This is a genomic window from Streptomyces sp. NPDC031100, from assembly GCF_055570785.1.
On record NZ_JBVIGN010000017.1, the window covers coordinates 66,030 to 86,849 of the forward strand.

A 20,820-nucleotide genomic window follows, 5' to 3' on the forward strand; every position below is an offset into this window, starting at 1 on the left:
CCCTTGGGGACCCCCCCCCACCCCCCCCCCCCCCCCCTCTCGGTGGTCGCCCCCTTCCGCCTTCCTCCCCCCTCTTTCCTTCGTTCTTTCCTTCCCTCCCCCCCCCCCCCCCCCCCCCCCCCCCGGCGCCGCGACGGCGCCGGCCACCGCCGTGGTCAACCAGTACGACTGGCAACTCACGTACAAGGCGGCCGCCGGCCAGACCAACAAGGCCACCGTCACCGCGTCGCTCACCGCGGACCGCACCGGCACCACCTACGTGATCGACGACGTCGTCCCGATCAGCGCGGGCCACGACTGCGCCTACCCCGACAGCGCCGACCACACGAAGGTCTCCTGCACGGTCACCGGCGTCGACAGCCAGGGCCCGTACGCCGCCCTGATCATGGACCTCGGCGACCGTGACGACACGGTCGCGTACAAGAACGGCACCGACCAGATCTACTCGTACGCCGAGATCTCGCTGGGCGCCGGCAACGACAAGGCGACGGACTCCGGCCGCCTCGACGGCGCCTACGTCGCGGGGGACGCGGGCAACGACACCCTCACGGTGGGTGCCGAGGGCCTGGCCTGGGGCGGCGACGGCAACGACACGATCGACGCGAGCGGCGGCGACAACATCGTGCAGGGCGGCAAGGGTGACGACGTGCTGCGCGGCGGCGCCGGGGACCAGTACCTGTCCGGCGACGACGGCAAGGACACGATCTCCGGCGGATCCGGCGCCGACACCCTGAACGGCGGCAAGGGCGACGACGTCCTGTACGGCAACGGCGGCAACGACCGGCTGTACGGCAACAGCGGGAACGACCGTCTGTACGGCGGTGCCGGCCGGGACACGCTGTCCGGCGGCCCCGGCAGGGACGTGGTCCGCCAGGACTGACGGGCGCCACCGATCTGCGCGAGCCCGGCGCCGCCGTCCTCGTCGGCCACGTTCACCAGCAGGACTGGGGCGTCCCGGTCCGCCTCACGGAAGGGCGGGGCGGACCGGCTGCCGCTCGTCCTGGCCGGGATGGGCGAGCGGGAGCCGAGAGCGCGGGCTTGAGGACAAACGGTTCGCCGGAGGGGTGGCGTAGGCGGCGGCGCCTACCCCTCCAGGAACGCCGTCAGCGCGTTCGCCAGCAGGAACGGGTCGTCCGCTCCGCACAGTTCGCGGACGCTGTGCATCGACAGGATCGCCACGCCGATGTCGACGGTCCGGATGCCGTGCCGGGCCGCGGTGATCGGGCCGATGGTGGTGCCGCAGGGCATCGAGTTGTTGGAGACGAAGCTCTGCACCGGCACGCCGGCCTTCTCACAGGCGGCGACGAACACCGCCCGGCCCGAACCGTCCGTGGCGTAGCGGTTGTTGACGTTGACCTTGAGGATCGGGCCGCCGTTGACCCGCGGGTGGTGCGTCGGGTCGTGCCGCTCCGCGTAGTTGGGGTGGACGGCGTGGCCCGTGTCGGAGGACAGGCACACCGTGGCGGCGAAGGAGCGGGCCCGGTCCTCGTACGACCCGCCGCGCGCGAACACCGAGCGCTCCAGCACCGTGCCGAGCAGCGGGCCGTCCGCGCCGGTGTCCGACTGCGAGCCGTTCTCCTCGTGGTCGAAGGCGGCCAGCACGGGGATGTGGGTGAGCGCGGCACCCGAGGTCGCGGCGGCGGTCAGGGCGGCAACGCCCGCGTGCACGGACAGCAGGTTGTCCATCCGGGGCCCGGCGACCAGCTCCCGGTCCCGGCCGAGGTAGGCGGGCGCCTCCACCGGGTGCGTCATCAGGTCCCAGCCGGCCACCGAGCCCGCCTCAAGACCCGCCTCCGCCTCCAGGAAGGCGATGAGGTCGCCGCCCTGCAGATCGTCGGCGAGACCCCACACCGGCTGCAGATGGCGCTGCTTGTCGAGCTTGAGGCCCTCCGAGGCCACCGAACGGTCCAGGTGGATGGCGAGTTGGGGCACCCGCAGCAGCGGCCGGTCCACGTTGACCAGGACCGCGGTGCCGTCGCGCAGGGTCAGCCGGCCGGCCAGGCCCAGGTCCCGGTCGAGCCAGGAGTTCAGCAGCGGGCCGCCGTAGATCTCCACCGCGACCTGCCGCCAGCCGTGCGCCCCGCTGTCCGGCTGCGGCTTGACCCGCAGGTTGGGCGAGTCGGTGTGCGCGCCGACGATCCGGAACGGCGTGTGCGACTGGGCGCCCTCGGGGACGTACCAGGCGACGATCGCCCCGCCGCGCAGCACGTACTTGCCGCCGCTCGACCCGTCCCAGGCGTCCGTCTCGGCGACCTGCCGGAAGCCCGCCTTCTCCAGCCGCTCGGCGGTGTTCGCCACGGCGTGGTACGGCGACGGGCTCGCCGCCAGGAAGGACATCAGGTCGTCGGTGTGGCCGCGGTCGAAGCGTGAGGGTTCGCTCATGGGGTTCACCTTAACGACGGACGAGGGCCCGCTCCCGTCCAAAAGGGAGCAGGCCCTCGCGCAGAGGATGTGGAGGACTAGAACGCGGCTTCGTCCAGCTCCATCAGGTCCAGCTCGACGTTCTCCGAGATCTTGCGGGCCAGCGTCACGCCCGGCAGGACGTTGGCCGCGAAGAACTTCGCCGCCGCGATCTTGCCCGTGTAGAACGCCACGTCCTTGGAAGAGGCCGTCTGCAGCTTCTCCGCGGCGACCGCGGCGCCCTTGAGCAGCAGGTAGCCGACGATCACGTCACCGGAGGCCAGCAGCAGGCGGGTGGTGTTCAGGCCCACCTTGTAGATGTTCTTGACGTCCTGCTCGGTGGCCGCGAGGTCGGTCAGCATCAGACCGACGATGGCCTCCAGCTCCACGGCCGCCTTCGCGAGGTGCTCGCGGGCGCCCGCCAGCTCCTCGCCGCCGGTGCCGAGCGCCAGGAACTTCTTGATGTCCTCGGCGAGGGAGTTGAGCGCCGCGCCCTGGTTGCGGACGATCTTCCGGAAGAAGTAGTCCTGGCCCTGGATCGCGGTGGTGCCCTCGTACAGGGTGTCGATCTTGGCGTCGCGGATGTACTGCTCGATCGGGTACTCCTGCAGGAAGCCGGAGCCGCCGAAGGTCTGCAGCGACTGGGCGAGCTGCTCGTAGCCCTTCTCCGAGCCGTAGCCCTTCACGATCGGCAGGAGCAGGTCGTTGAGCGCGTGCTCGGCCTTCGCGTCCTCGCCGTTCGCCTCCTTGACCGCGATCGCGTCCTGGACGGACGCGGTGTACAGCACCAGCGCCCGCATGCCCTCCGCGTACGCCTTCTGCGTCATCAGCGAGCGGCGGACGTCCGGGTGGTGCGTGATGGTGACCTTGGGCGCGCTCTTGTCCATGAACTGCGCGAGGTCCGGACCCTGCACGCGCTCCTTGGCGTACTCGAGGGCGTTGAGGTAGCCGGTGGACAGCGTGGAGATCGCCTTCGTGCCGACCATCATGCGGGCGAACTCGATGATGCGGAACATCTGGCGGATGCCGTCGTGCTTGTCGCCGATCAGCCAGCCCTTGGCCGGGTGGCGGTCGCCGAAGGTCATCTCGCAGGTGTTGGAGGCCTTCAGGCCCATCTTGTGCTCGACGTTGGTGGCGTAGACGCCGTTGCGCTCGCCCAGCTCGCCGGTCTCGAAGTCGAAGAGGTACTTCGGGACGAGGAAGAGGGACAGGCCCTTGGTGCCCGGACCGGCACCTTCCGGCCGCGCGAGCACGTAGTGGAGGATGTTCTCCTCCATGTCGTGCTCACCGGACGTGATGAAGCGCTTCACGCCCTCGATGTGCCAGGAGCCGTCCTCCTGCTGGACGGCCTTGGTGCGGCCGGCGCCGACGTCCGAACCCGCGTCGGGCTCGGTGAGCACCATGGTGGAGCCCCAGGTCCGCTCGACGGCGATCTGGGCGATCTTCTTCTGGACCTCGTTGCCCTCGTCGAAGAGGATTCCGGCGAACGCCGGGCCGGAGGAGTACATCCACACGGCCGGGTTCGAGCCGAGGATCAGCTCCGCGTAGGCCCAGATCAGGGACGGGGGAGCCGTCGTGCCGCCGATGCCCTCGGGCAGGCCGAGCCGCCAGTACTCCGAGTCCATGAAGGCCTTGTAGCTCTTCTTGAACGACGCCGGGACCGGCGCGGTGTTCGTCTCGGGGTCGAAGACCGGCGGGTTGCGGTCGGCGTCGGCGAAGGACTCCGCCAGCTCGTTCTCGGCGAGGCGGGTCAGCTCCTCGAGGACGCTCTTGGCGGTCTCGGTGTCCATCTCCTCGAAGGGACCGGTGCCGTACAGCTTGTCGCGGCCGAGCACTTCGAAGAGGTTGAACTCGATGTCGCGGAGATTGGACTTGTAGTGCCCCATGGTGACGGCTCCGTATAGGACTCGGCGAGGCACTGGCTCCTCGCATCGTTCACGTACCAACAAGTAGCTACGATGATGCTACCCGTCGGTAATAAGAAGCAACCCCGAACCGGTCATCTGTGACTCAGTACGCTTTGCGTCATGTACGGATACGGCCAGCCCATGGATGGGGGCGCTGCTCAGCAGGGGTACGCCCAGCCGCAGCAGCAGATGCCCGGCGGTGTAGGCGGCTACGGCCAGCAGCCGCCGCTGTACCCCGAGCCGTCCCCGCCCTCGCTCGCGGACGCGGTGCGCGCCTTCACCACCGGGCAGATGTCCGCCGAGGACTTCCAGCAGATCTTCGCCACGTCGAAGGTCTACTGCCCGCGCGGTGACACCCCGGGCTTCCTCGCCCTGCACAACACCCAGCAGCCGGTGATCCCGATGTTCACCTCGCTCAAGGAGCTGCGGCGGTATGCGGGCAAGGAGTCCAAGTACTTCGTGATCACCGGCGCCGAGGTGATCGACCTCCTGCCGACCGGCTACGGCTTCGTCCTGGACATGGAGGGCGAGCACCGCATGGTGTTCGACGCCAAGGCGGTGGAGCAGATGGTCGACTTCGCGATGCGGCGTATGTACGGCTGACCGTATGTACGGCCACCGCCGGCCCGGGGGAGATACGCCCCCCTCGTTTGTCACAGGCATGCCATAGGGTGCCCTCAGGCAGCCGCGCCCCGCGCGCAACCGCTCGCCGGCGGTCGCGTCCGGGTGTCGCGCGGCGCTCTCGTCCCCGGGTGATCCGGGGTTCTTTCGTGGGGGTTCATCACTGTGCGCATGCGCAGCACTTCGGCCGCGACGGCGCTCGCGGTCCTCTTCGGCTCGGTGGCGCTGGCCGCCGTATCGGCCGGGTCGGCGTCGGCCGTGCCCGTCACGATCGGCTCGCCCGAGGGCATCGTCGTGAACGACACGCTGGGGCGGGTCTTCGTCGGCGACGACACCAACGACCGGATCGTCGCCTTCGACTACAACGGCAACCGCGTCGACTCGGTGAGCGGCATCGACGGGATCTTCGACCTGGCGCTCTCCGACGACGGCGACACCCTGTACGCCGCGGCGCGGGGCAGCCACGAGATCGTGGCGCTCGACGCGGCCACCCTCGACGTCAAGGCCCGCTACCCCGTGGCCGCCACCACCGGCCCGCTGCACCTCGAGTACGCGGGCGGCAAGGTCTGGTTCACCTACGTGGCGGGGGCGGAGGGCGACCTGGGCTCGATCGACCCGGCGGTGGACCCGGCCGGGGGGACCGACCCGGTGTCGCTCGGGCAGCTCCCGCTGGAGAACACCGGGGTCTCCGCCGCCGGGCTCCTGGACACCGACTCGTCCGCGCCCGGACTGCTGGCCGTCGGCGCGAGCGACTTCTACGAGCCCTCCAAGGGCCTGATGGCCGTGGTCGACGTCTCAGGCGCCACGCCGCGGCTGGTCGCCTCGCAGCAGAGCGACGTGGAATACGTCCACGACATCGAACTGGTGCCCGGAGCCCCGCAGGTACTGGTCGACGGCACGTTCCGGCACGCCTACGCGGACGGGAAGTTCACCGCGACCGGCGCCTACCCGACCGGGCGCGGCGACGCGGACATCGCCCCGAACGGCCTGGTGGCCCAGCTCGGCGAGAGCCAGGTGGCGGTCTACCGGCCCGACACGGCCAAGCCGATCCGCACCTACGCCGCCGACACGGCCGACCTCGCCTGGGCCCCGGACTCCTCCCGGATCTTCGCGCTCGTGTCGTCGCCCGGCGGCTACACGTTCAAGACGCTCACCGAACCGGCGCGGAGCGTGCCGACCCTCTCGGTGAACGCCCCGGCCACGGCCACGCGTGCCAAGCAGCTCACCGTGACGGGCAGGATCACGGCGACGGTCCCGTTCTCCACCGGCACCCAGCTGACGGTCACCCGTACCGACCTGGAGGGCCCGAGCGGCAAGACCCTCCCCCCGGTCACCGTGAAGGCGGACGGCGGCTACTCCTTCACCGACACCCCGCCGGCCGGCGGCAAGGTCACCTACAAGGTCGCCTACGCGGGCGACGCCGATCACCTGCCGGCCAGTGCCGCCGACAGCGTCGAGGTGTCCCGTGCCGCGACGTCGCTGACCCTGAACAACAGCGGCAAGCTGTACAACTACGGCGCCGACGTCAAGTTCACGGCGCACCTCGGGACGACCTACAAGAGCCGTACGGTCGAGATCTGGGCGGACCCCTTCGGCGGCGACAAGCCGAAGAAGCTGATCAAGAAGGGGACGGTCGACTCCGGCGGCAACATCAGCGCGTGGGTGGACATGACCCGCGACACCGCCGTCACCGCGGTCTTCACGGGCGATGCCCGCTACCGGCCGAAGACCACGAAGGTCACGTCGTACGCCCGGGTCAAGATCTCCACCGCCGTCTCCAGGCACTACAAGACGGCCAAGATCGGCTCGACGTCGTACTACTGGTTCCACAAGAACACCGACCCCCTGCTCACCACGACGATGAGCTACTACCCGAGCCGTAAGCAGCGCTTCGATCTCCAGGTCTACTACCAGGGCTCGTGGCACTCGGCGGACTCGCGGTACTTCCCGCTCGGTACGAACGGGAAGTCGGCCGTCCAGCTCGGGGCACCCGGTGAGGCCGGCATCCGGGCCCGGATGCGCTCGGTGTACGTCGACGGCTCGTCCGGCGACTCCGTGAACTCCACGACGTACGGCTCGTGGAAGTACCTGTACTTCAGCAACTAGCCCCCTGGGGCAGCGCGCGTGGCCCGGAGGGAATGTCCTCCGGGCCTTCGGCGTTGGGGGTGGCAGAAAGTTCAACGCTCAACTAAAGTGGGCGCACAAGGAGGTACCGACATGCCTGCAGTGACCGTCGAGAACCCGCTGACGCTGCCCCGCGTGACCGCATCCGCCGACGCCGTGGCACGTCCCGTGCTGGCCGTCACGACCGCACCGAGCGGTTTCGAGGGTGAGGGCTTCCCGGTGCGCCGGGCGTTCGCGGGGATCAACTACCGCCACCTCGACCCGTTCATCATGATGGACCAGATGGGCGAGGTGGAGTACGCGCCGGGCGAGCCCAAGGGCACGCCGTGGCACCCCCACCGGGGCTTCGAGACCGTCACGTACATCATCGACGGGATCTTCGACCACCAGGACTCCAACGGCGGTGGCGGCACCATCACCAACGGCGACACCCAGTGGATGACGGCGGGCGCGGGCCTGCTCCACATCGAGGCTCCGCCGGAGCACCTGGTCATGTCCGGCGGCCTCTTCCACGGCCTGCAGCTGTGGGTGAACCTCCCGGCCAAGGACAAGATGATGCCCCCGCGCTACCAGGACATCCGCGGCGGCTCCGTCCAGCTGCTGACGTCCCCGGACGGCGGTGCGCTGCTGCGTGTCATCGCCGGTGAGCTGGACGGTCACAAGGGGCCCGGCATCACGCACACGCCGATCACCATGATTCACGCGACGCTGGCGCCGGGTGCGGAGATCACCCTTCCGTGGCGGGAGGACTTCAACGCTCTTGCCTACGTCCTCGCCGGACGGGGCTCCGTGGGCGCGGACCGCCGGCCGGTGCACCAGGGGCAGACGGCTGTGTTCGGCGCGGGTTCGTCGCTGACGGTCCGGGCCGATGGGAAGCAGGACGCGCACACGCCGGACCTGGAGGTCGTTCTGCTCGGCGGGCAGCCCATCCGTGAGCCCATGGCGCACTACGGCCCGTTCGTCATGAACACCAAGGAAGAGCTGATGCAGGCCTTCGAGGACTTCCAGAAGGGCCGCCTGGGGACGATCCCGGCGGTGCACGGGATGACCGAGGGCGGGCTGTAACGGCCAGGACTCCGTCCGGGGGCCCACGTCGGCTCACTGAGCCTCTGCCAACTTGGCGGTAGCTGCGGGGAGTTGAGCCGTATGAGCGGTCGCCCAGCCTGGCCTGATCACTGACCGTGCGCATTCGACATGCAGACTGTGAGGATCTGCGCAACGGTGATGGCATGCCCGCAAGACGTGCGTCTTGCGGGAGAACCCATCCAGAAAGGGCCATTCCCATGCGACACATCGCCGCTCTCTTCATCGCCGGGCTCCTTGCAGCTGTTGTGGTCCCGGCCGGTACCGCTTCGGCCGCCCCGTCCGGCAACGGCATCTGCGACAGCCACACGATCAGCAAGCTCTGCTGGTGACCTCTTCCTGACAAAAGCCCCGTCCGAGTGCCGGACGGGGCTTTTTCTGTGCGCGGCGCAAGGTGGCGCGCCGACCCGGATGGAGCAAGTCCGGAAGGCGTCATGCCGAGTGGGCCCATAGCGTCAAAATGCGCGACCCGTTCCACAGCGCGCACGAGTGGTCGCTCCCGGTAGCGAGCACCTCGCCAACACAGCAGATCAGGAGTCACATATGAGCAGCATCCGCAGGGTCATGGCGTGCACCACGGCAAGCGTCCTCCTCACCGTCGGCGGCGTCACGCTGGCCGCCCCCGCCCAGGCTCAGACGGGCGTGGCCGGGCAGAGCGCGGCCACGGTCGTCGCCGGCGACGACAACGGCAACTGCAACAACACCTGCAACGGCAACGGCACCCAGGTCAATTGCGGCCTCCTCGGCCTGGGTTGCCTCCTCCACGGCCTGCTCGGCGGCCTCCTCGGCGTCTGACCGGCCACCGCGTGAGCGGCCGCCTGTGTGCAGGGCGGCCGCTCACGCCGTCGGGGGGCGATGCAGTCCGTCGCCGCTCTTCTCCCGCTCGTCCCACTTCTCACCCACCCGGCCGACCGAGCGTGACAGTCACCGGCGTCCATGATCCGCTGGACGCGTGCAGCTGTTGCCCGAGCCCGTGCGCCGACTCGCCGCCTGGTGCGTCGTGCTGCTGCTCGTCGCCGGGGTGGCGTGGGTCGGGGTGCGGCTCTGCGCGACGTTCCGTACGGCCGTCATCCCGGTGCTGCTCGCCCTGCTGGGGACGGCGCTGCTGGGCCCGCTGTACCGCCGCATGGTCGCGGCCGGCCTGCACCGGTCGATCGCCGCCGGCCTGACCTGCGTCGCCGTGGTGGCCGTCGTCGGCGGTGCCGTGTACATCGTCGTCGCCGCCCTCATCGACACGGGCGACCAGATCATCGCCTCGCTCCGGGCCGCCGCCAAGTCCGTCGCCCAGCACTTCGGCGCCGCCGGCACCGGTCTCGACGACCTCGCCGCCAACGCGCGGAGGCTGCTCAGCAGGTTCGGCGCCACCGCGGCCTCCAACGTCATCAGCGGGGTCAGCGTGGTCGGCGAGAGCATTGCGATGGCCGTCCTCGCCCTCCTCCTCGTCTTCTTCTTCCTGCGCGACTCCCACCGCGCGGTCGGGATCCTGCGCACCCTCGCCCCCGGGAACACCGCCGACATCCTGGAGGCCATGGCCCGGCGGGCCTTCGAGGCCGTAGAAGGGTTCATGCGCGGTACGACCCTCATCGCCCTCATCGACGCGATCTGCATCGGCATCGGCCTGCTGGTCCTCCGGGTGCCCGGCGCGGTCGGCCTCGCCGCACTCGTCTTCGTCGCCGCCTACATCCCCTACCTGGGCGCCTTCCTCTCCGGCTCGGTGGCCGTGCTCGTCGCCCTCGCCGACCGGGGCTTCGTCATCGCGCTGTGGGCGCTCGGCGTCGTGGTCGGGGTGCAGGTGCTGGAGGGGCATGTGCTCCAGCCGGCCATCCAGAGCCGGACCGTGCAGATGCACCCGGCCGTGGTGATGCTGGCGATCACCGCAGGGGCGTCCGTCGCGGGCGTCCTCGGCATGCTGCTCTCGGTACCGCTGACCGCGGCCGCCTTCGGGGTCGTGGCGGAACTCCGTGTGCGCTACGGCTCACCCGAGCCGTCGGACTCGTAGAGCTCGAACCAGATGCTCTTGCCCTCGCCCCGCGGGTCCACCCCCCACGCATGCGCGAGCAGCTCGGTCAGGACCAGGCCGCGGCCGGAGGAGGCCAGTTCACCGGGCCGGCGCTTGTGCGGGAGGTCGTCGCCGGTGTCCGTGACCTCCACCCGCAGCCGCCGCCCGCCCGGCTCCCCGGTGGCCTCGGCGAGCAGCAGCGCGTCGGCGTCGGTGTGCACGAGGACGTTGGTGACCAGCTCGGACACCAGCAGCACCGTGGAGTCCACCTGGTCCGCGGACGCCCAGTCGTGCAGCAGCCCGCGCACGTGCCGGCGGGCCTCGGCGATCCGCTCGGGCTCGTCCTGCGCCACCGACAGCAGCGTGCGCCGCACCGTCGGCCGCACGATCACGGTGTCGCCGCAGCCCTCCCCCGGCCGGCACAGCAGCAGCACCGCGATGTCGTCCTGGCGGCGGTCGGCCAGCGGTCCGGTGGTGTGGTGCGAGGACGGTCCGTGCACGCCCTGGACCAGCGCGTCGGCCAGCGACTCCAGGTTCCCCTGGTGGTCCTCCAGGATCGCGCGGATGCGCCGCCAGCCGCTCTCCATGTCGTGCCCGCCGGTCTCGATCAGACCGTCGGTGCAGATCATCATGGTCTCGCCGGGCTCCAGCGTGAACCGGGTCGTCGGGTAGTCGGCGTCCGGGTCGATGCCCAGCGGCAGCCCGCCCGCGGTCGGCCGCGTCATCACCGTGCCGTCGGCCAGCCGGATCGCCGGGTCCGGGTGCCCGGCACGGGCGATCTCCAGCACCCCGGTCGCCGGGTCGGCCTCCACGTACAGGCAGGTCGCGAAGCGCAGGTCGGCCATGTGTTCGTCGTGGGTGATGCCGTGCAGGAAGCGGGAGGCGCGGGAGAGCACGGCGTCCGGGCGGTGGCCCTCGGAGGCGTACGCGCGCAGCGCGATGCGGAGCTGGCCCATCAGGCCGGCGGCCCGCACGTCATGGCCCTGGACGTCCCCCATGACCAGCGCGAACCGTCCTGTGCCGGACTTCGTCCGGGAGGTGCCGCCCCCGGGCAGCGGGATCATGTCGTACCAGTCCCCGCCGACCTGGAGCCCGCCGCCGGTCGGTATGTAGCGGGCGGCCACGGTCATCCCGGGGATCTCGGGGCCCAGCGAGGGCAGCATGGAGCGCTGCAGGCCCTCGGTCAGCTCCCGCTCGGACTCGGCGGCGCCCGCGCGGTTCAGGGCCTGGGCGAGCATCCGGGCCACCGTCGTCAGCACGGCGCGCTCGTCCGGGGTGAACGCCACCGGGTAGGTGAAGGCCGCCATCCAGGCGCCCATGGTGCGCCCGGCCACCGTCAGCGGCAGGAACGCCCACGAGTGGCGGCCGAAGGGCCGGGCGAGCGGCCAGGTGATCGGGTAGCGGGCCTGGTAGTCGGCCGGGGAGGACATGTACACGGCCCGGCCGGTGCGCACGACCTCGGCCGCCGGATAGGCGGTGGCCAGCGGCATGTCCGAGAAGGGGTTCATGGCGGCGGGTTCGTGCCCGTGCTGGCCGATGATCGTCAGCCGGTCGCCCATGGTCCCGAACACCACGAGCCCGTCCGGGGAGAACCCCGGCATCGACAGGCCGCCCGCCACCCGGAGGACCTCCGCCGTGGACCGTGCCTCGGCCAGCGCCCGGCCCGCGTCCAGCAGGAACGCCTCGCGGGAGCGCCGCCAGTCGCCGGTGACCGCGCTGCGAGCCGCCGGCGTGCCCGGGGCCGGCTCGGTGACCTCCTGGAGGGTGCCGATCAGCTCGTAGGCCCGCCGGATCGGGTCGAAGGAGGGCTTCGAGCGGCTGCGTACGACCCGTACGACCCGCCCCTGGTCGTCCATGATCCGGATGCGGACCTCGGCGAGGGTGCCCTCGGCGACCGCCAGCTGCACCACCCCGGTGATCTCGTTCCAGTCGGCCGGGTGCAGGCGGGCCCGGGCCTGGGCCTCCGTGAGGGTGGCCGGCTCCGCGGGCAGCCCGAGCAGCCGCGCCGCCTCCGCGTCAACGGTGACCAGCCCGGCGGCCGTGTCCCAGTGCCACAGCCCCGTTGCGAGGACGGTGAGGACGTCACCGACGGGTGGCAGGGACTCGCCTGTGCGCATTGCCCCACTTTATGAAGATCATATAGATAGGTGCCACTGTAAGAAGATCCGAGGGGTGAGACTTGCCGTTGGAGGTAGCGCCGAAGACCCGGGCCCGGTCCGGTGCCGTGCGGGCTGCGGAAATGGTGGGGAGCCGATCTTGGGCCGCCCGGTACCCTTGATGGGTCCGGGCCCCGTGCCCGGCTCTCGTCGGGGCGCAGCCCCGGCCTTCATCACCCCACCACGAAGGACGATGAACGACGATGCATCGGTACAGGTCCCACACCTGCGGCCAGCTCCGCGCCTCTGACGTCGGCACCGACGTCCGGCTGAGTGGCTGGCTGCACAATCGGCGCGACCTGGGCGGCATCCTCTTCATCGATCTGCGCGACCACCACGGCATCACGCAGCTGGTGGCCCGACCCGGCACGCCAGCGTACGAGGCCCTGGACAAGATCTCCAAGGAGTCCACGGTCCGCATCGACGGCCAGGTTGTTTCACGTGGAACCGAGAACGTGAACCCCGACCTGCCCACCGGCGAGATCGAGGTCGAGGTCGGCGAGGTCGAGCTGCTCGGCGCGGCCGCCCCGCTGCCCTTCACGATCAACACCGAGGACGGGGTCAACGAGGAGCGGCGCCTGGAGTACCGCTTCCTGGACCTGCGCCGCGAGCGCATGCACCGCAACATCATGCTCCGTACGGCCGTGATCTCCGCGATGCGGCACAAGATGGCGGCGATGGGCTTCAACGAGATGGCGACGCCGATCCTGTCCGCCACCTCGCCCGAGGGCGCCCGTGACTACGTGGTCCCCTCCCGGGTGCACCCGGGCAAGTTCTACGCGCTGCCGCAGGCCCCGCAGCAGTTCAAGCAGCTGCTGATGATCTCCGGCTTCGACCGCTACTTCCAGATCGCGCCCTGCTTCCGCGACGAGGACGCCCGCGCGGACCGCTCGCCGGGCGAGTTCTACCAGCTCGACATCGAGATGTCCTTCGTCGAGCAGGAGGACATCTTCCAGCCGGTCGAGAAGCTCATGACGGAGCTGTTCGAGGAGTTCGGCAACGGCCGTCACGTCACCTCCCCCTTCCCCCGCATCCCGTTCCGCGAGGCGATGCTGAAGTTCGGCTCCGACAAGCCGGACCTGCGAGCCAAGCTGGAGCTGGTGGACATCACCGATGTCTTCGAGGGCTCGGAGTTCAAGGCGTTCGCGGGCAAGCACGTGCGCGCGCTGCCGGTGCCGGACGTCGCCGCGCAGCCCCGCAAGTTCTTCGACCAGCTCGGCGAGTACGCCGTCGAGCAGGGCGCCAAGGGCCTGGCCTGGGTGCGCGTGGCCGAGGACGGCTCGCTGTCCGGCCCGATCGCGAAGTTCCTCACCGAGGACAACGTCGCGGAGCTGACCAAGCGGCTCTCCCTGGCGGCGGGTCACGCGGTCTTCTTCGGCGCGGGCGAGTTCGACGAGGTCTCCAAGATCATGGGCGCGGTCCGCGTCGAGGCGGCCCGTCGCGCCGGCCACTTCGAGGAGGGCGTCTTCCGCTTCTGCTGGATCGTCGACTTCCCGATGTACGAGAGGGACGAGGAGACCGGCGGGATCGACTTCTCCCACAACCCCTTCTCGATGCCGCAGGGCGGCCTGGAGGCCCTGGAGACCCAGGACCCGCTGGACATCCTCGGCTGGCAGTACGACATCGTCTGCAACGGCGTCGAGCTGTCCTCCGGCGCGATCCGGAACCACGAGCCGGAGATCATGCTCAAGGCCTTCGAGATCGCGGGCTACGACCGTGAGACCGTCGAGGAGAAGTTCGCGGGCATGCTCCGCGCCTTCCGCTTCGGCGCCCCGCCGCACGGCGGCATCGCCCCGGGCGTCGACCGCATTGTGATGTTGCTGGCCGACGAGCCCAACATCCGCGAGACGATCGCCTTCCCGCTGAACGGCAACGCCCAGGACCTGATGATGGGCGCCCCGACCGAGCTGGACGAGTCCCGTCTGCGGGAGCTGCACCTGAACATTCGGAAGCCGCAGCCGAAGTAAGACACAAGTAGCCGGAAAGGGCTCGGGACCGGTGTCGGTTTCGGGCCCTTCCGCTTGCGCGCCTTGATTCATATGCAGGCAAGCTCGGTCGTTCACGGCCGAGCAGGTGACAGCTCTTTCCGATGTTCCCGAGCGGCTCCGCCGACCAGTACACCCACGGGCGCGCCGCCTTCCGGCATCCCGGACAACGGGCACGCGGGCGGCCTGCTGTACCTGAAGTACGACAAGAAGCGCATCGCGCGCGGAGTGCGGGCCCATCTGACGCTGGGCGTGGCGTCGGCCGGGACGTACGACGGCAGCTGACGGTCAGTAGTCACCGCCCTGCTCGTTCTCCGTGTCGGGGGACGCACCGTCCTCCAGCAGCCGTTCGGCGATGTCGTCGGACCATCGCTGGGCCCAGGCGCGCAGGGCGGTGACCTGCTCCTCCGTCAGGCCGTAGCGCAGGAAGTCCACGTCGGCGTAGAAGTCCGTGCCGGTCAGCCGGGACTGCAGGGTGGGCAGGTCGAAGAGGTCGTGGGCGTGCCTGCGGCCCAGTTCCTCCAGGTCGGGCAGGGAGAACCGGGCCGCGGCGGCTTGCGCGTCGATCAGATCGACGGCCGCGCCCCGGTCGTACAGCGCGCGGATCTTCGTACCGACGGCGTCTTCGAGGGAGAGAGCCGGGCCGTACTCGGTGAGTTCCGGCGGCTGCCAGAAGGCTTCCTTGTGCAGCGCGAGGGCACAGGGCTCGCCGGTCGGCGGATCGGTGACCGTCAGCTGGGCGGTGAGAGTGGTGACGGCGACGGCCCGCGGCTGCCGCCCCCGAGCCTCCAGAGCGGCGCCGACGGCATCGGCGATCCGCTCCATGGGCTCGGGGCTCTCGGTGGCGAAGTCGAGGTTGGCGTGCGGGCGTTGCAGCAGGCCGTGCGCCTGGAGGGCGTAACCGCCGGCGAGGACCAGCCCGTACGGGCTGCCCGCCGTGACGACGTCCGCGAGGAGCCGCCGATGGGATTCGGGGAGGTTCACGGCACCCGTACTTTGCCAGAACAGAGGCGGGGTGCACGGATGCCCCGCCCCCGGTTCACTCAGGCCGACGCCGCCTCGGCGTCCGGTTCCTCGGCGAAGAGGTCTTCCGCGCGCTCGACGGTAAAGACCTTGCCGGCCAATTTTTTGACGCGGTCCCGGTCGGTGTAGGTGGTGATGCGCTCGCGGACATCCTCCGAGACGGGAATCCCGCGTACTTCCAGGATGGCGAGGATCCCGTGCGGGGGGAACAGTTCCTCCGCGGTGGTGGCGGTGACGGCACGGTCGAGATAGCGAGTGAGGACCTCTGGGTGAGGACACATGGAGATGGGGCGGTAGAACTCCTTGTGCACCTCGATGTCGCGCACCTCCATCACCCGAAGGACCGCCCCGGCCTGTGCCGCGGTGTATCCAGCGGTGTATCCGCTGACCCAGTCGTCGTCTTCGCCCCCCTCGGGCCGTCCGTCCATCCGGGCTCGCAGACGGGCCACTTCCGGGAGGGAGACGGAGCCTCGCTGTCTCAGCTCCTCCAGCCCGAAAAGGAGCTCTGCCCGCACCAGCTCCGGCGGCACCGCCAGGTCCATGGTCAGTGCGCTGATCCGGAGGAGGTCCAACAGCTCCTGTGAAGCTTCCGGGTTCTCGTTCACGATCGCCCCCCGGGTCAGTCGTCGGCTTCGTCGGTGGTGTCCCCCGGGTCTTCGGCGAAGAGGTCGTCGACGCTCTCCGCGTGGGGTGTCCGGTCCAGCCAGCGGTTGAGGAGGGCCAAGTCGGTGCAGCCGGTGATGCGTTCGCGAGCCTCGTCGGGGACGGAGACGCCGCGTGCTTCCAGGAAGCGGAGGATGGCCTTGGCCTCACCCTTGGCTTCGCCGTCGAGGTAGACCTCCTCCAGCAGGGTGCCCCGGCCGGGGAAGAAGTTGGTGAAACTCATCAGCTTTCTCCAAGTCTGTCGGGCCGGGGTGTCTCCCAGGCCGATTTCCAACAGGCTGCCGAGGTGCTGGGCGGCCTGCCTGTCCTCCATCTCCTGCAGGACGTCGGCCGTGACCTCCAGTATGGCCGGGGCTTTCGGGTCCCGGCTGTGGGTGATGCTGGAGAACACCGCCATCGCCGGATTCCGAGCGGCCGTGCGTCGATCGGTGATCATCGGTACGTTGTCCGGTCCCAGGACCATGGGATGGGTGCTGTGGGTGGTCCAGCCCCGGACCTCGCAGGTGAACGGTCCGGTCGCCCATCGCGCGGTGCGCCGGTCCGTGCAGGTGATGATGAGCAGGACCGGCAGGCGGAACTTCTCCTGTAAGTAGGCCACGTAGTACGGCCAGCTCGTCTCCTTGTGCTTCTTGCGGCTGCGCTGCGTCTCGATGGCGAGCAGGAAGTGGTCCCCGTCGGAGGGTTCGACGCGCAGGACGGTGTCCACTCGTCTCTCCAGGGGCTGGATCTCTGTCACGTCGGCGCTGAGGACCGCCACCGATGACTTGGCGGACATCGGGACTCCGAAGATGTCGAAGACCGGCGTGAGGATCTCCGGCCGGTCCTGGAAGATCCGGTGAGAGGCCTCGTGGGTGGATGTGACCATGTGCGCAACTTATGAGCGTCGACAAGCAGATTGCCCGCCGATCCGGATGCGTTCAGTCTTTCGAGTGGCGAAGAAACGTTCTTTGATCCTCGGAGACTTTTTCGGTCCGCTGCCGAAGAAAAACACCTTCACCGACGCGGCGCACTTCGACAGCGCCAACCCGAAGTACTTCGGCCGCGAGTACCAGATCCACGACGGCGAGCTCGACATCACCAAGGGCTCCGACCTGGTGACCGTCGAGCGCAACCAGTTCACCAACCACGACAAGACGATGCTGATCGGCAGCAGCGACAAGGACAGCACCGGCAAGCTGCGGGTGTCCATCCACCACAACCCAACGTCTATGACACGACCACGCTGAACGGCTACGTCCTGCAGTACAGCATCAACTCGCGGGCGAAGGCCCAGGTCGTGGCCCAGAACAACTTCTGGAAGACCTCCGCCTCCCAGAAGATCTCCAAGCTGCTGAGCGGCGACGGCACCGGCTCGGTCGCCGGCAGCGGCAACCTCGTCAACGGCACGGCCACCGACCTGGTCGCCGCGTACAACGCCGCGAACTCCAAGAAGATCAAGACGACGGTGAACTGGACGCCGACGCTCACCGCGGGGCTGGAGACGTCCGCGAAGAACCTGCCGGCCGAGCTGGCGAGCACCACGGGCGCCGGCCTGCTCTCCTGACATCCGACGTCCGTACAACCGTACGCATCCTCCGGCGGTCTCCTGTTGCGCAGCCTTGGTCTGCACAGCAGGAGACGCACACGTGAAGCGGGGATGAATGGACGGACGTATGCGCAGGGTTCGGAAACTGGTCGTGCTCGCCACCGCCACGGTCGTGTCGGTGGGAACGGCCGTCCTGGGCGCGGGCGGTCCCGCCGGTGCCGTGTCGAACTCCAAGGCACCGGCGACCGGCAAGAAGGCCGACTTCAATGGGGACGGGTACGGCGACCTGGTCATCACCTCGAGCGGTCCTGCCACCGTGCTGTACGGGACGAAGACCGGCCTCAGCGCGTCCCGGCGCCAACTGATCGGCCCCGAGGCGCAGCACGCCGTGTACTCCGGCTTCGGTGACACCATGGCCACGGGAGACCTGGACGGCGACGGCTACGACGACCTCGTGATCGGCCCGGATCCTCAGGGCCCGCCCGCGGTGATCTTCTGGGGCGGCCGGCAGGGCCTGTCCGGTCGTACGCCCCTTTCGCTCGGTGAGGACGCAGCCGGCCCGGATCCCGTGGTGGTGGACGACTTCGACGGCGACGGCAAGGACGACCTCGTCGCAGGGACCAGCGGGGGCACCGAGCTGCTGCGGGGCCCCTTCGGCCGGGACGGTGCGCCCACCTCGTCCGGTCAGGTGGACACCGGGATCACGCCGGGCCAACTGGTCTCCGGGGACGTCAACGGCGACCACGTCGCTGATCTGCTGGTTGTGGGCAGACGCATGGGCACGGCCGACGCGGCGCTGCTCCTCGGCTCGAAGAGCGGCTTCGGCCCCGCCAGGATCTTCTACACGAAGGTCAACTCGGGAACCATCGCGGACGTCGACGGCGACGGGTACGGGGACGTGGTCCTCGGAGCCGGGCTGGCGGGGTACCAGCCGAAGGGCGTCGTGGGCGGTTCGATCGTCGTCACCTACGGCAGCGTCGGCGGGGTGAGCACCACCCGGAAGCCGGTGCGCATCAGCCAGGACACCGCCGGTGTTCCCGGTGTCGGCGAGACGTACGACCGGTTCGGCTATGACCTGGACGCCGGCGACGTCAACGGCGACGGTTACGCCGACGTCGCGATCGGTGTGATGCAGGAGGGCATCTCCGGGGTCACCGCGGCCGGGGCCGTGACGGTGCTGCGCGGTTCGTCGAAGGGCCTGACGGGCACCGGCGCGGTCTCCTGGCACCAGAACACCGCCGGGGTGCCGGGCGTCAACGAGAAGTACGACCAGTTCGGCTGGAAGGCCAAGCTCGTCGACATGAACGGCGACGGGCGCAGCGAACTCGCTGTCGGCACGGACAGCGAGAACGCATACGAGGGCAATCTCTGGTACTTCAAGTCGGGCAGCAGCGGACTGACCACCAACGGCGTCGTCTCGGTGGGTCCCAGGACGGTCGGGCTGACGGCCAAGTACGTCTTTTTCGCTCGCTGGATGGCCAAGTGAGCCGAGGTCCGGGTACGGCGAAGGCCCCGGCGCAGCGCGCGCCGGGGCCTTCGCCATGTCTCAGGCCTCAGGCGGGCTCGCCGCCGAAGCGCTCCTTGTACGTCTCCAGGTCCTCGTCCGTCAGCTTGGCGAACAGGACCGGGGGGACCGTGAAGGGGGTGCCGGCGGGGACGAAGGCGAGGGACTTCGCCTCGTCCTGGGAGACCCAGGCGGCAGTGTCGTCGGACAGGGTGAAGGCCGCGCGCATCGCCGCCGCCGTGGCCGGGATGAGGGGCTCGGAGACCACCGAGTAGAGGTGGATCAGGTTCATCGCCGTGCGGAGGGTGAGGGCCGCGGCGTCCTTGTCGGTCTTGATCTCCAGCCAGGGGGCCTTCTCCTCCAGGTAGGAGTTGCCGGCCGACCACAGGGCGCGCAGGGCGGCGGCCGCCTTGCGGAACTGGAGGGCTTCCATGTGCGACTCGTACTCGGCGAGGAGCTTCGCGATCTCCTCGCCGAGGCGGGCCTCCGCCTCGCCCGGCTCGCCGCCGGCGGGCACGTCGTCGCCGAAGCGCTTGCGGGAGAAGGACAGGACGCGGTTGACGAAGTTGCCGAGGGTGTCGGCGAGGTCCTTGTTCACCGTGGCGGTGAAGTGCTCCCAGGTGAAGGAGGAGTCGTCGGACTCGGGCGCGTTGGCGATGAGGAAGTAGCGCCAGTAGTCGGCCGGGAGGATCTCCAGGGCCTGGTCGGTGAAGACGCCCCGCTTCTGGCTGGTGGAGAACTTGCCGCCGTAGTACGTCAGCCAGTTGAAGGCCTTGACGTAGTCGACCTTCTTCCACGGCTCGCGCACGCCCAGCTCGGTGGCCGGGAACATCACCGTGTGGAAGGGGACGTTGTCCTTCGCCATGAACTCGGTGTAGCGGACGTCCGTGTCGACGTCGTACCACCAGGACTTCCAGTCGCGGTTCTCCGGGTCCTGGTCGGCCCACTCCTTCGTCGCGCCGATGTACTCGATCGGGGCGTCGAACCAGACGTAGAAGACCTTGCCCTCGGCCGCCAGTTCCGGCCAGGTGTCCGCCGGGACCGGGACGCCCCAGTCCAGGTCACGGGTGATCGCACGGTCGTGCAGGCCCTCGTTCAGCCACTTGCGGGCGATGGAGGAGGCGAGCTGCGGCCAGTCCTCCTCGTGCCGGGAGACCCACTCCTCGACCTCGTGCTGCAGCTTCGACTGGAGCAGGAAGAGGTGCTTGGTCTCGCGGACCTCCAGGTTCGTGGCGCCGGAGATCGCGCTGCGGGGGTCGATCAGGTCGGTCGGGTCCAGGACCCGGGTGCAGTTCTCGCACTGGTCGCCGCGGGCCTTGTCGTAGCCGCAGTGGGGGCAGGTGCCCTCGACGTAGCGGTCCGGCAGGAAGCGGCCGTCGGTGGGCGAGTAGACCTGGCGGATCGCACGCTCTTCGATGAAGCCGTTCTCGTTCAGCCTGCGGGCGAAGTGCTGGGTGATCTCGCGGTTCTCCGGGCTGGAGCTGCGGCCGAAGTAGTCGAACGCGAGCGCGAAGCCGTCGTAGACCGCCTTCTGGGCGTCGTGCGCCTGGGCGCAGAACTCGGCGACCGGGAGGCCCTGCTCCTTGGCGGCCAGCTCGGCGGGGGTGCCGTGCTCGTCGGTGGCGCAGATGTACAGGACGTCGTGGCCGCGCTGGCGGAGGTACCGGGAGTACACGTCCGCCGGGAGCATGGACCCCACCATGTTGCCCAGGTGCTTGATCCCGTTGATGTACGGAAGGGCGCTGGTGATGAGGTGTCGAGCCATCGTGGCTGCTCCCAGGTCGCGGCTGTTTCTGCGGGTTCGAACCTTGAAATCGTAGCCGACGTGTG

17 protein-coding genes and 1 pseudogene are annotated in these 20,820 nt (G+C 69.6%); 11 read left to right on the plus strand and 7 right to left on the minus strand.

The features are described from left to right. The first annotated feature begins 151 nt into the window (after positions 1-151). A complete protein-coding gene (locus ACZ5DS_RS36615) occupies positions 152-880 on the plus strand; it encodes a calcium-binding protein (protein WP_468247288.1) in 729 nt (242 codons plus the stop codon). Between the two features lie 203 nt (positions 881-1,083). Here the strand turns inward: ACZ5DS_RS36615 and ACZ5DS_RS36620 are convergent, their stop codons facing one another. Together ACZ5DS_RS36620 and ACZ5DS_RS36625 are read right to left on the minus strand one after the other, a co-directional pair. Continuing rightward, a complete protein-coding gene (locus tag ACZ5DS_RS36620) occupies positions 1,084-2,382 on the minus strand; it encodes a M18 family aminopeptidase (RefSeq protein WP_468247289.1) in 1,299 nt (432 codons plus the stop codon). A 77-nt stretch (positions 2,383-2,459) separates the two neighbouring features. Then, complete coding sequence (locus ACZ5DS_RS36625; protein ID WP_468247291.1) at positions 2,460-4,286, minus strand: acyl-CoA dehydrogenase; 1,827 nt, start codon at positions 4,284-4,286, stop codon at positions 2,460-2,462. 141 nt (positions 4,287-4,427) lie between these two features. Here ACZ5DS_RS36625 and ACZ5DS_RS36630 point away from each other — a divergent pair, with 141 nt between their 5' ends. The 6 genes from ACZ5DS_RS36630 to ACZ5DS_RS36655 all read left to right on the plus strand — a co-directional run bounded on the left by ACZ5DS_RS36630 (position 4,428) and on the right by ACZ5DS_RS36655 (position 10,134). Continuing rightward, positions 4,428-4,910 (plus strand): SseB family protein, encoded by a 483-nt coding sequence (locus ACZ5DS_RS36630; RefSeq protein ID WP_468247292.1) that lies wholly within the window; start codon positions 4,428-4,430, stop codon positions 4,908-4,910. A gap of 189 nt (positions 4,911-5,099) precedes the next feature. Then, positions 5,100-7,034, plus strand: coding sequence for a YncE family protein (locus ACZ5DS_RS36635; protein WP_468247293.1), 1,935 nt, complete (start codon positions 5,100-5,102; stop codon positions 7,032-7,034). Positions 7,035-7,145: 111 nt separating this feature from the next. After that, the gene (locus tag ACZ5DS_RS36640; RefSeq protein ID WP_468247296.1) at positions 7,146-8,117 is read left to right on the plus strand and encodes a pirin family protein; all 972 of its coding nucleotides are present in this window, start codon (positions 7,146-7,148) and stop codon (positions 8,115-8,117) included. Positions 8,118-8,335: 218 nt separating this feature from the next. After that, positions 8,336-8,467: a hypothetical protein gene (locus ACZ5DS_RS36645; RefSeq protein ID WP_468247297.1), complete on the plus strand. Its 132-nt coding sequence runs from the start codon at positions 8,336-8,338 to the stop codon at positions 8,465-8,467. Between the two features lie 211 nt (positions 8,468-8,678). Beyond that, entirely contained in the window at positions 8,679-8,930 is a 252-nt protein-coding gene (locus tag ACZ5DS_RS36650) for a hypothetical protein (RefSeq protein ID WP_468247298.1), read from the plus strand. Between the two features lie 157 nt (positions 8,931-9,087). Continuing rightward, positions 9,088-10,134, plus strand: coding sequence for an AI-2E family transporter (locus ACZ5DS_RS36655; RefSeq protein ID WP_468247300.1), 1,047 nt, complete (start codon positions 9,088-9,090; stop codon positions 10,132-10,134). Here the strand turns inward: ACZ5DS_RS36655 and ACZ5DS_RS36660 are convergent. Then, the gene (locus ACZ5DS_RS36660; protein WP_468247302.1) at positions 10,104-12,251 is read right to left on the minus strand and encodes an ATP-binding SpoIIE family protein phosphatase; all 2,148 of its coding nucleotides are present in this window, start codon (positions 12,249-12,251) and stop codon (positions 10,104-10,106) included. The two genes, ACZ5DS_RS36655 and ACZ5DS_RS36660, sit on opposite strands and share 31 nt — an antisense overlap. A 242-nt stretch (positions 12,252-12,493) precedes the next feature. Here ACZ5DS_RS36660 and aspS point away from each other — a divergent pair, with 242 nt between their 5' ends. Together aspS and ACZ5DS_RS36670 are read left to right on the plus strand one after the other, a co-directional pair. Next, complete coding sequence (gene aspS, locus ACZ5DS_RS36665; RefSeq protein ID WP_468247304.1) at positions 12,494-14,257, plus strand: aspartate--tRNA ligase; 1,764 nt, start codon at positions 12,494-12,496, stop codon at positions 14,255-14,257. Positions 14,258-14,329: 72 nt separating this feature from the next. After that, a complete protein-coding gene (locus tag ACZ5DS_RS36670) occupies positions 14,330-14,560 on the plus strand; it encodes a hypothetical protein (RefSeq protein ID WP_468247306.1) in 231 nt (76 codons plus the stop codon). A gap of 3 nt (positions 14,561-14,563) precedes the next feature. Here ACZ5DS_RS36670 and ACZ5DS_RS36675 read toward each other — a convergent pair whose 3' ends face one another. From ACZ5DS_RS36675 to ACZ5DS_RS36685, 3 genes are all read right to left on the minus strand, one after another. Beyond that, the gene (locus tag ACZ5DS_RS36675; protein ID WP_468247308.1) at positions 14,564-15,259 is read right to left on the minus strand and encodes a nucleotidyl transferase AbiEii/AbiGii toxin family protein; all 696 of its coding nucleotides are present in this window, start codon (positions 15,257-15,259) and stop codon (positions 14,564-14,566) included. Between the two features lie 59 nt (positions 15,260-15,318). Further along, positions 15,319-15,840 (minus strand): hypothetical protein, encoded by a 522-nt coding sequence (locus tag ACZ5DS_RS36680; RefSeq protein WP_468247310.1) that lies wholly within the window; start codon positions 15,838-15,840, stop codon positions 15,319-15,321. Positions 15,841-15,917: 77 nt separating this feature from the next. Further along, positions 15,918-16,826: a hypothetical protein gene (locus ACZ5DS_RS36685; RefSeq protein ID WP_468247311.1), complete on the minus strand. Its 909-nt coding sequence runs from the start codon at positions 16,824-16,826 to the stop codon at positions 15,918-15,920. Positions 16,827-16,947: 121 nt separating this feature from the next. On the opposite strand from ACZ5DS_RS36685, the pseudogene ACZ5DS_RS36690 reads away from it, so the two are divergent. Then, positions 16,948-17,504, plus strand: a pseudogene (locus tag ACZ5DS_RS36690) (pectate lyase family protein); the annotation flags it as partial. Positions 17,505-17,613: 109 nt separating this feature from the next. Continuing rightward, a complete protein-coding gene (locus ACZ5DS_RS36695; RefSeq protein ID WP_468247314.1) occupies positions 17,614-18,972 on the plus strand; it encodes an FG-GAP repeat protein in 1,359 nt (452 codons plus the stop codon). A 67-nt stretch (positions 18,973-19,039) separates the two neighbouring features. Here ACZ5DS_RS36695 and metG read toward each other — a convergent pair whose 3' ends face one another. Continuing rightward, positions 19,040-20,755, minus strand: coding sequence for a methionine--tRNA ligase (gene metG, locus ACZ5DS_RS36700; RefSeq protein ID WP_468247316.1), 1,716 nt, complete (start codon positions 20,753-20,755; stop codon positions 19,040-19,042). Positions 20,756-20,820 lie beyond the last annotated feature (65 nt).

Coding starts and splice junctions, on each gene's coding strand:
- ACZ5DS_RS36620 (WP_468247289.1), bottom strand. CDS start 2,382: ATGAGCGAACCCTCACGCTTCGACCGCGGCCACACCGACGACCTGATG.
- ACZ5DS_RS36625 (WP_468247291.1), bottom strand. CDS start 4,286: ATGGGGCACTACAAGTCCAATCTCCGCGACATCGAGTTCAACCTCTTC.
- ACZ5DS_RS36630 (WP_468247292.1), top strand. CDS start 4,428: ATGTACGGATACGGCCAGCCCATGGATGGGGGCGCTGCTCAGCAGGGG.
- ACZ5DS_RS36635 (WP_468247293.1), top strand. CDS start 5,100: ATGCGCAGCACTTCGGCCGCGACGGCGCTCGCGGTCCTCTTCGGCTCG.
- ACZ5DS_RS36640 (WP_468247296.1), top strand. CDS start 7,146: ATGCCTGCAGTGACCGTCGAGAACCCGCTGACGCTGCCCCGCGTGACC.
- ACZ5DS_RS36645 (WP_468247297.1), top strand. CDS start 8,336: ATGCGACACATCGCCGCTCTCTTCATCGCCGGGCTCCTTGCAGCTGTT.
- ACZ5DS_RS36650 (WP_468247298.1), top strand. CDS start 8,679: ATGAGCAGCATCCGCAGGGTCATGGCGTGCACCACGGCAAGCGTCCTC.
- ACZ5DS_RS36660 (WP_468247302.1), bottom strand. CDS start 12,251: ATGCGCACAGGCGAGTCCCTGCCACCCGTCGGTGACGTCCTCACCGTC.
- aspS (WP_468247304.1), top strand. CDS start 12,494: ATGCATCGGTACAGGTCCCACACCTGCGGCCAGCTCCGCGCCTCTGAC.
- ACZ5DS_RS36670 (WP_468247306.1), top strand. CDS start 14,330: ATGCAGGCAAGCTCGGTCGTTCACGGCCGAGCAGGTGACAGCTCTTTC.
- ACZ5DS_RS36680 (WP_468247310.1), bottom strand. CDS start 15,840: ATGGACCTGGCGGTGCCGCCGGAGCTGGTGCGGGCAGAGCTCCTTTTC.
- ACZ5DS_RS36685 (WP_468247311.1), bottom strand. CDS start 16,826: ATGGTCACATCCACCCACGAGGCCTCTCACCGGATCTTCCAGGACCGG.
- ACZ5DS_RS36695 (WP_468247314.1), top strand. CDS start 17,614: ATGCGCAGGGTTCGGAAACTGGTCGTGCTCGCCACCGCCACGGTCGTG.
- metG (WP_468247316.1), bottom strand. CDS start 20,755: ATGGCTCGACACCTCATCACCAGCGCCCTTCCGTACATCAACGGGATC.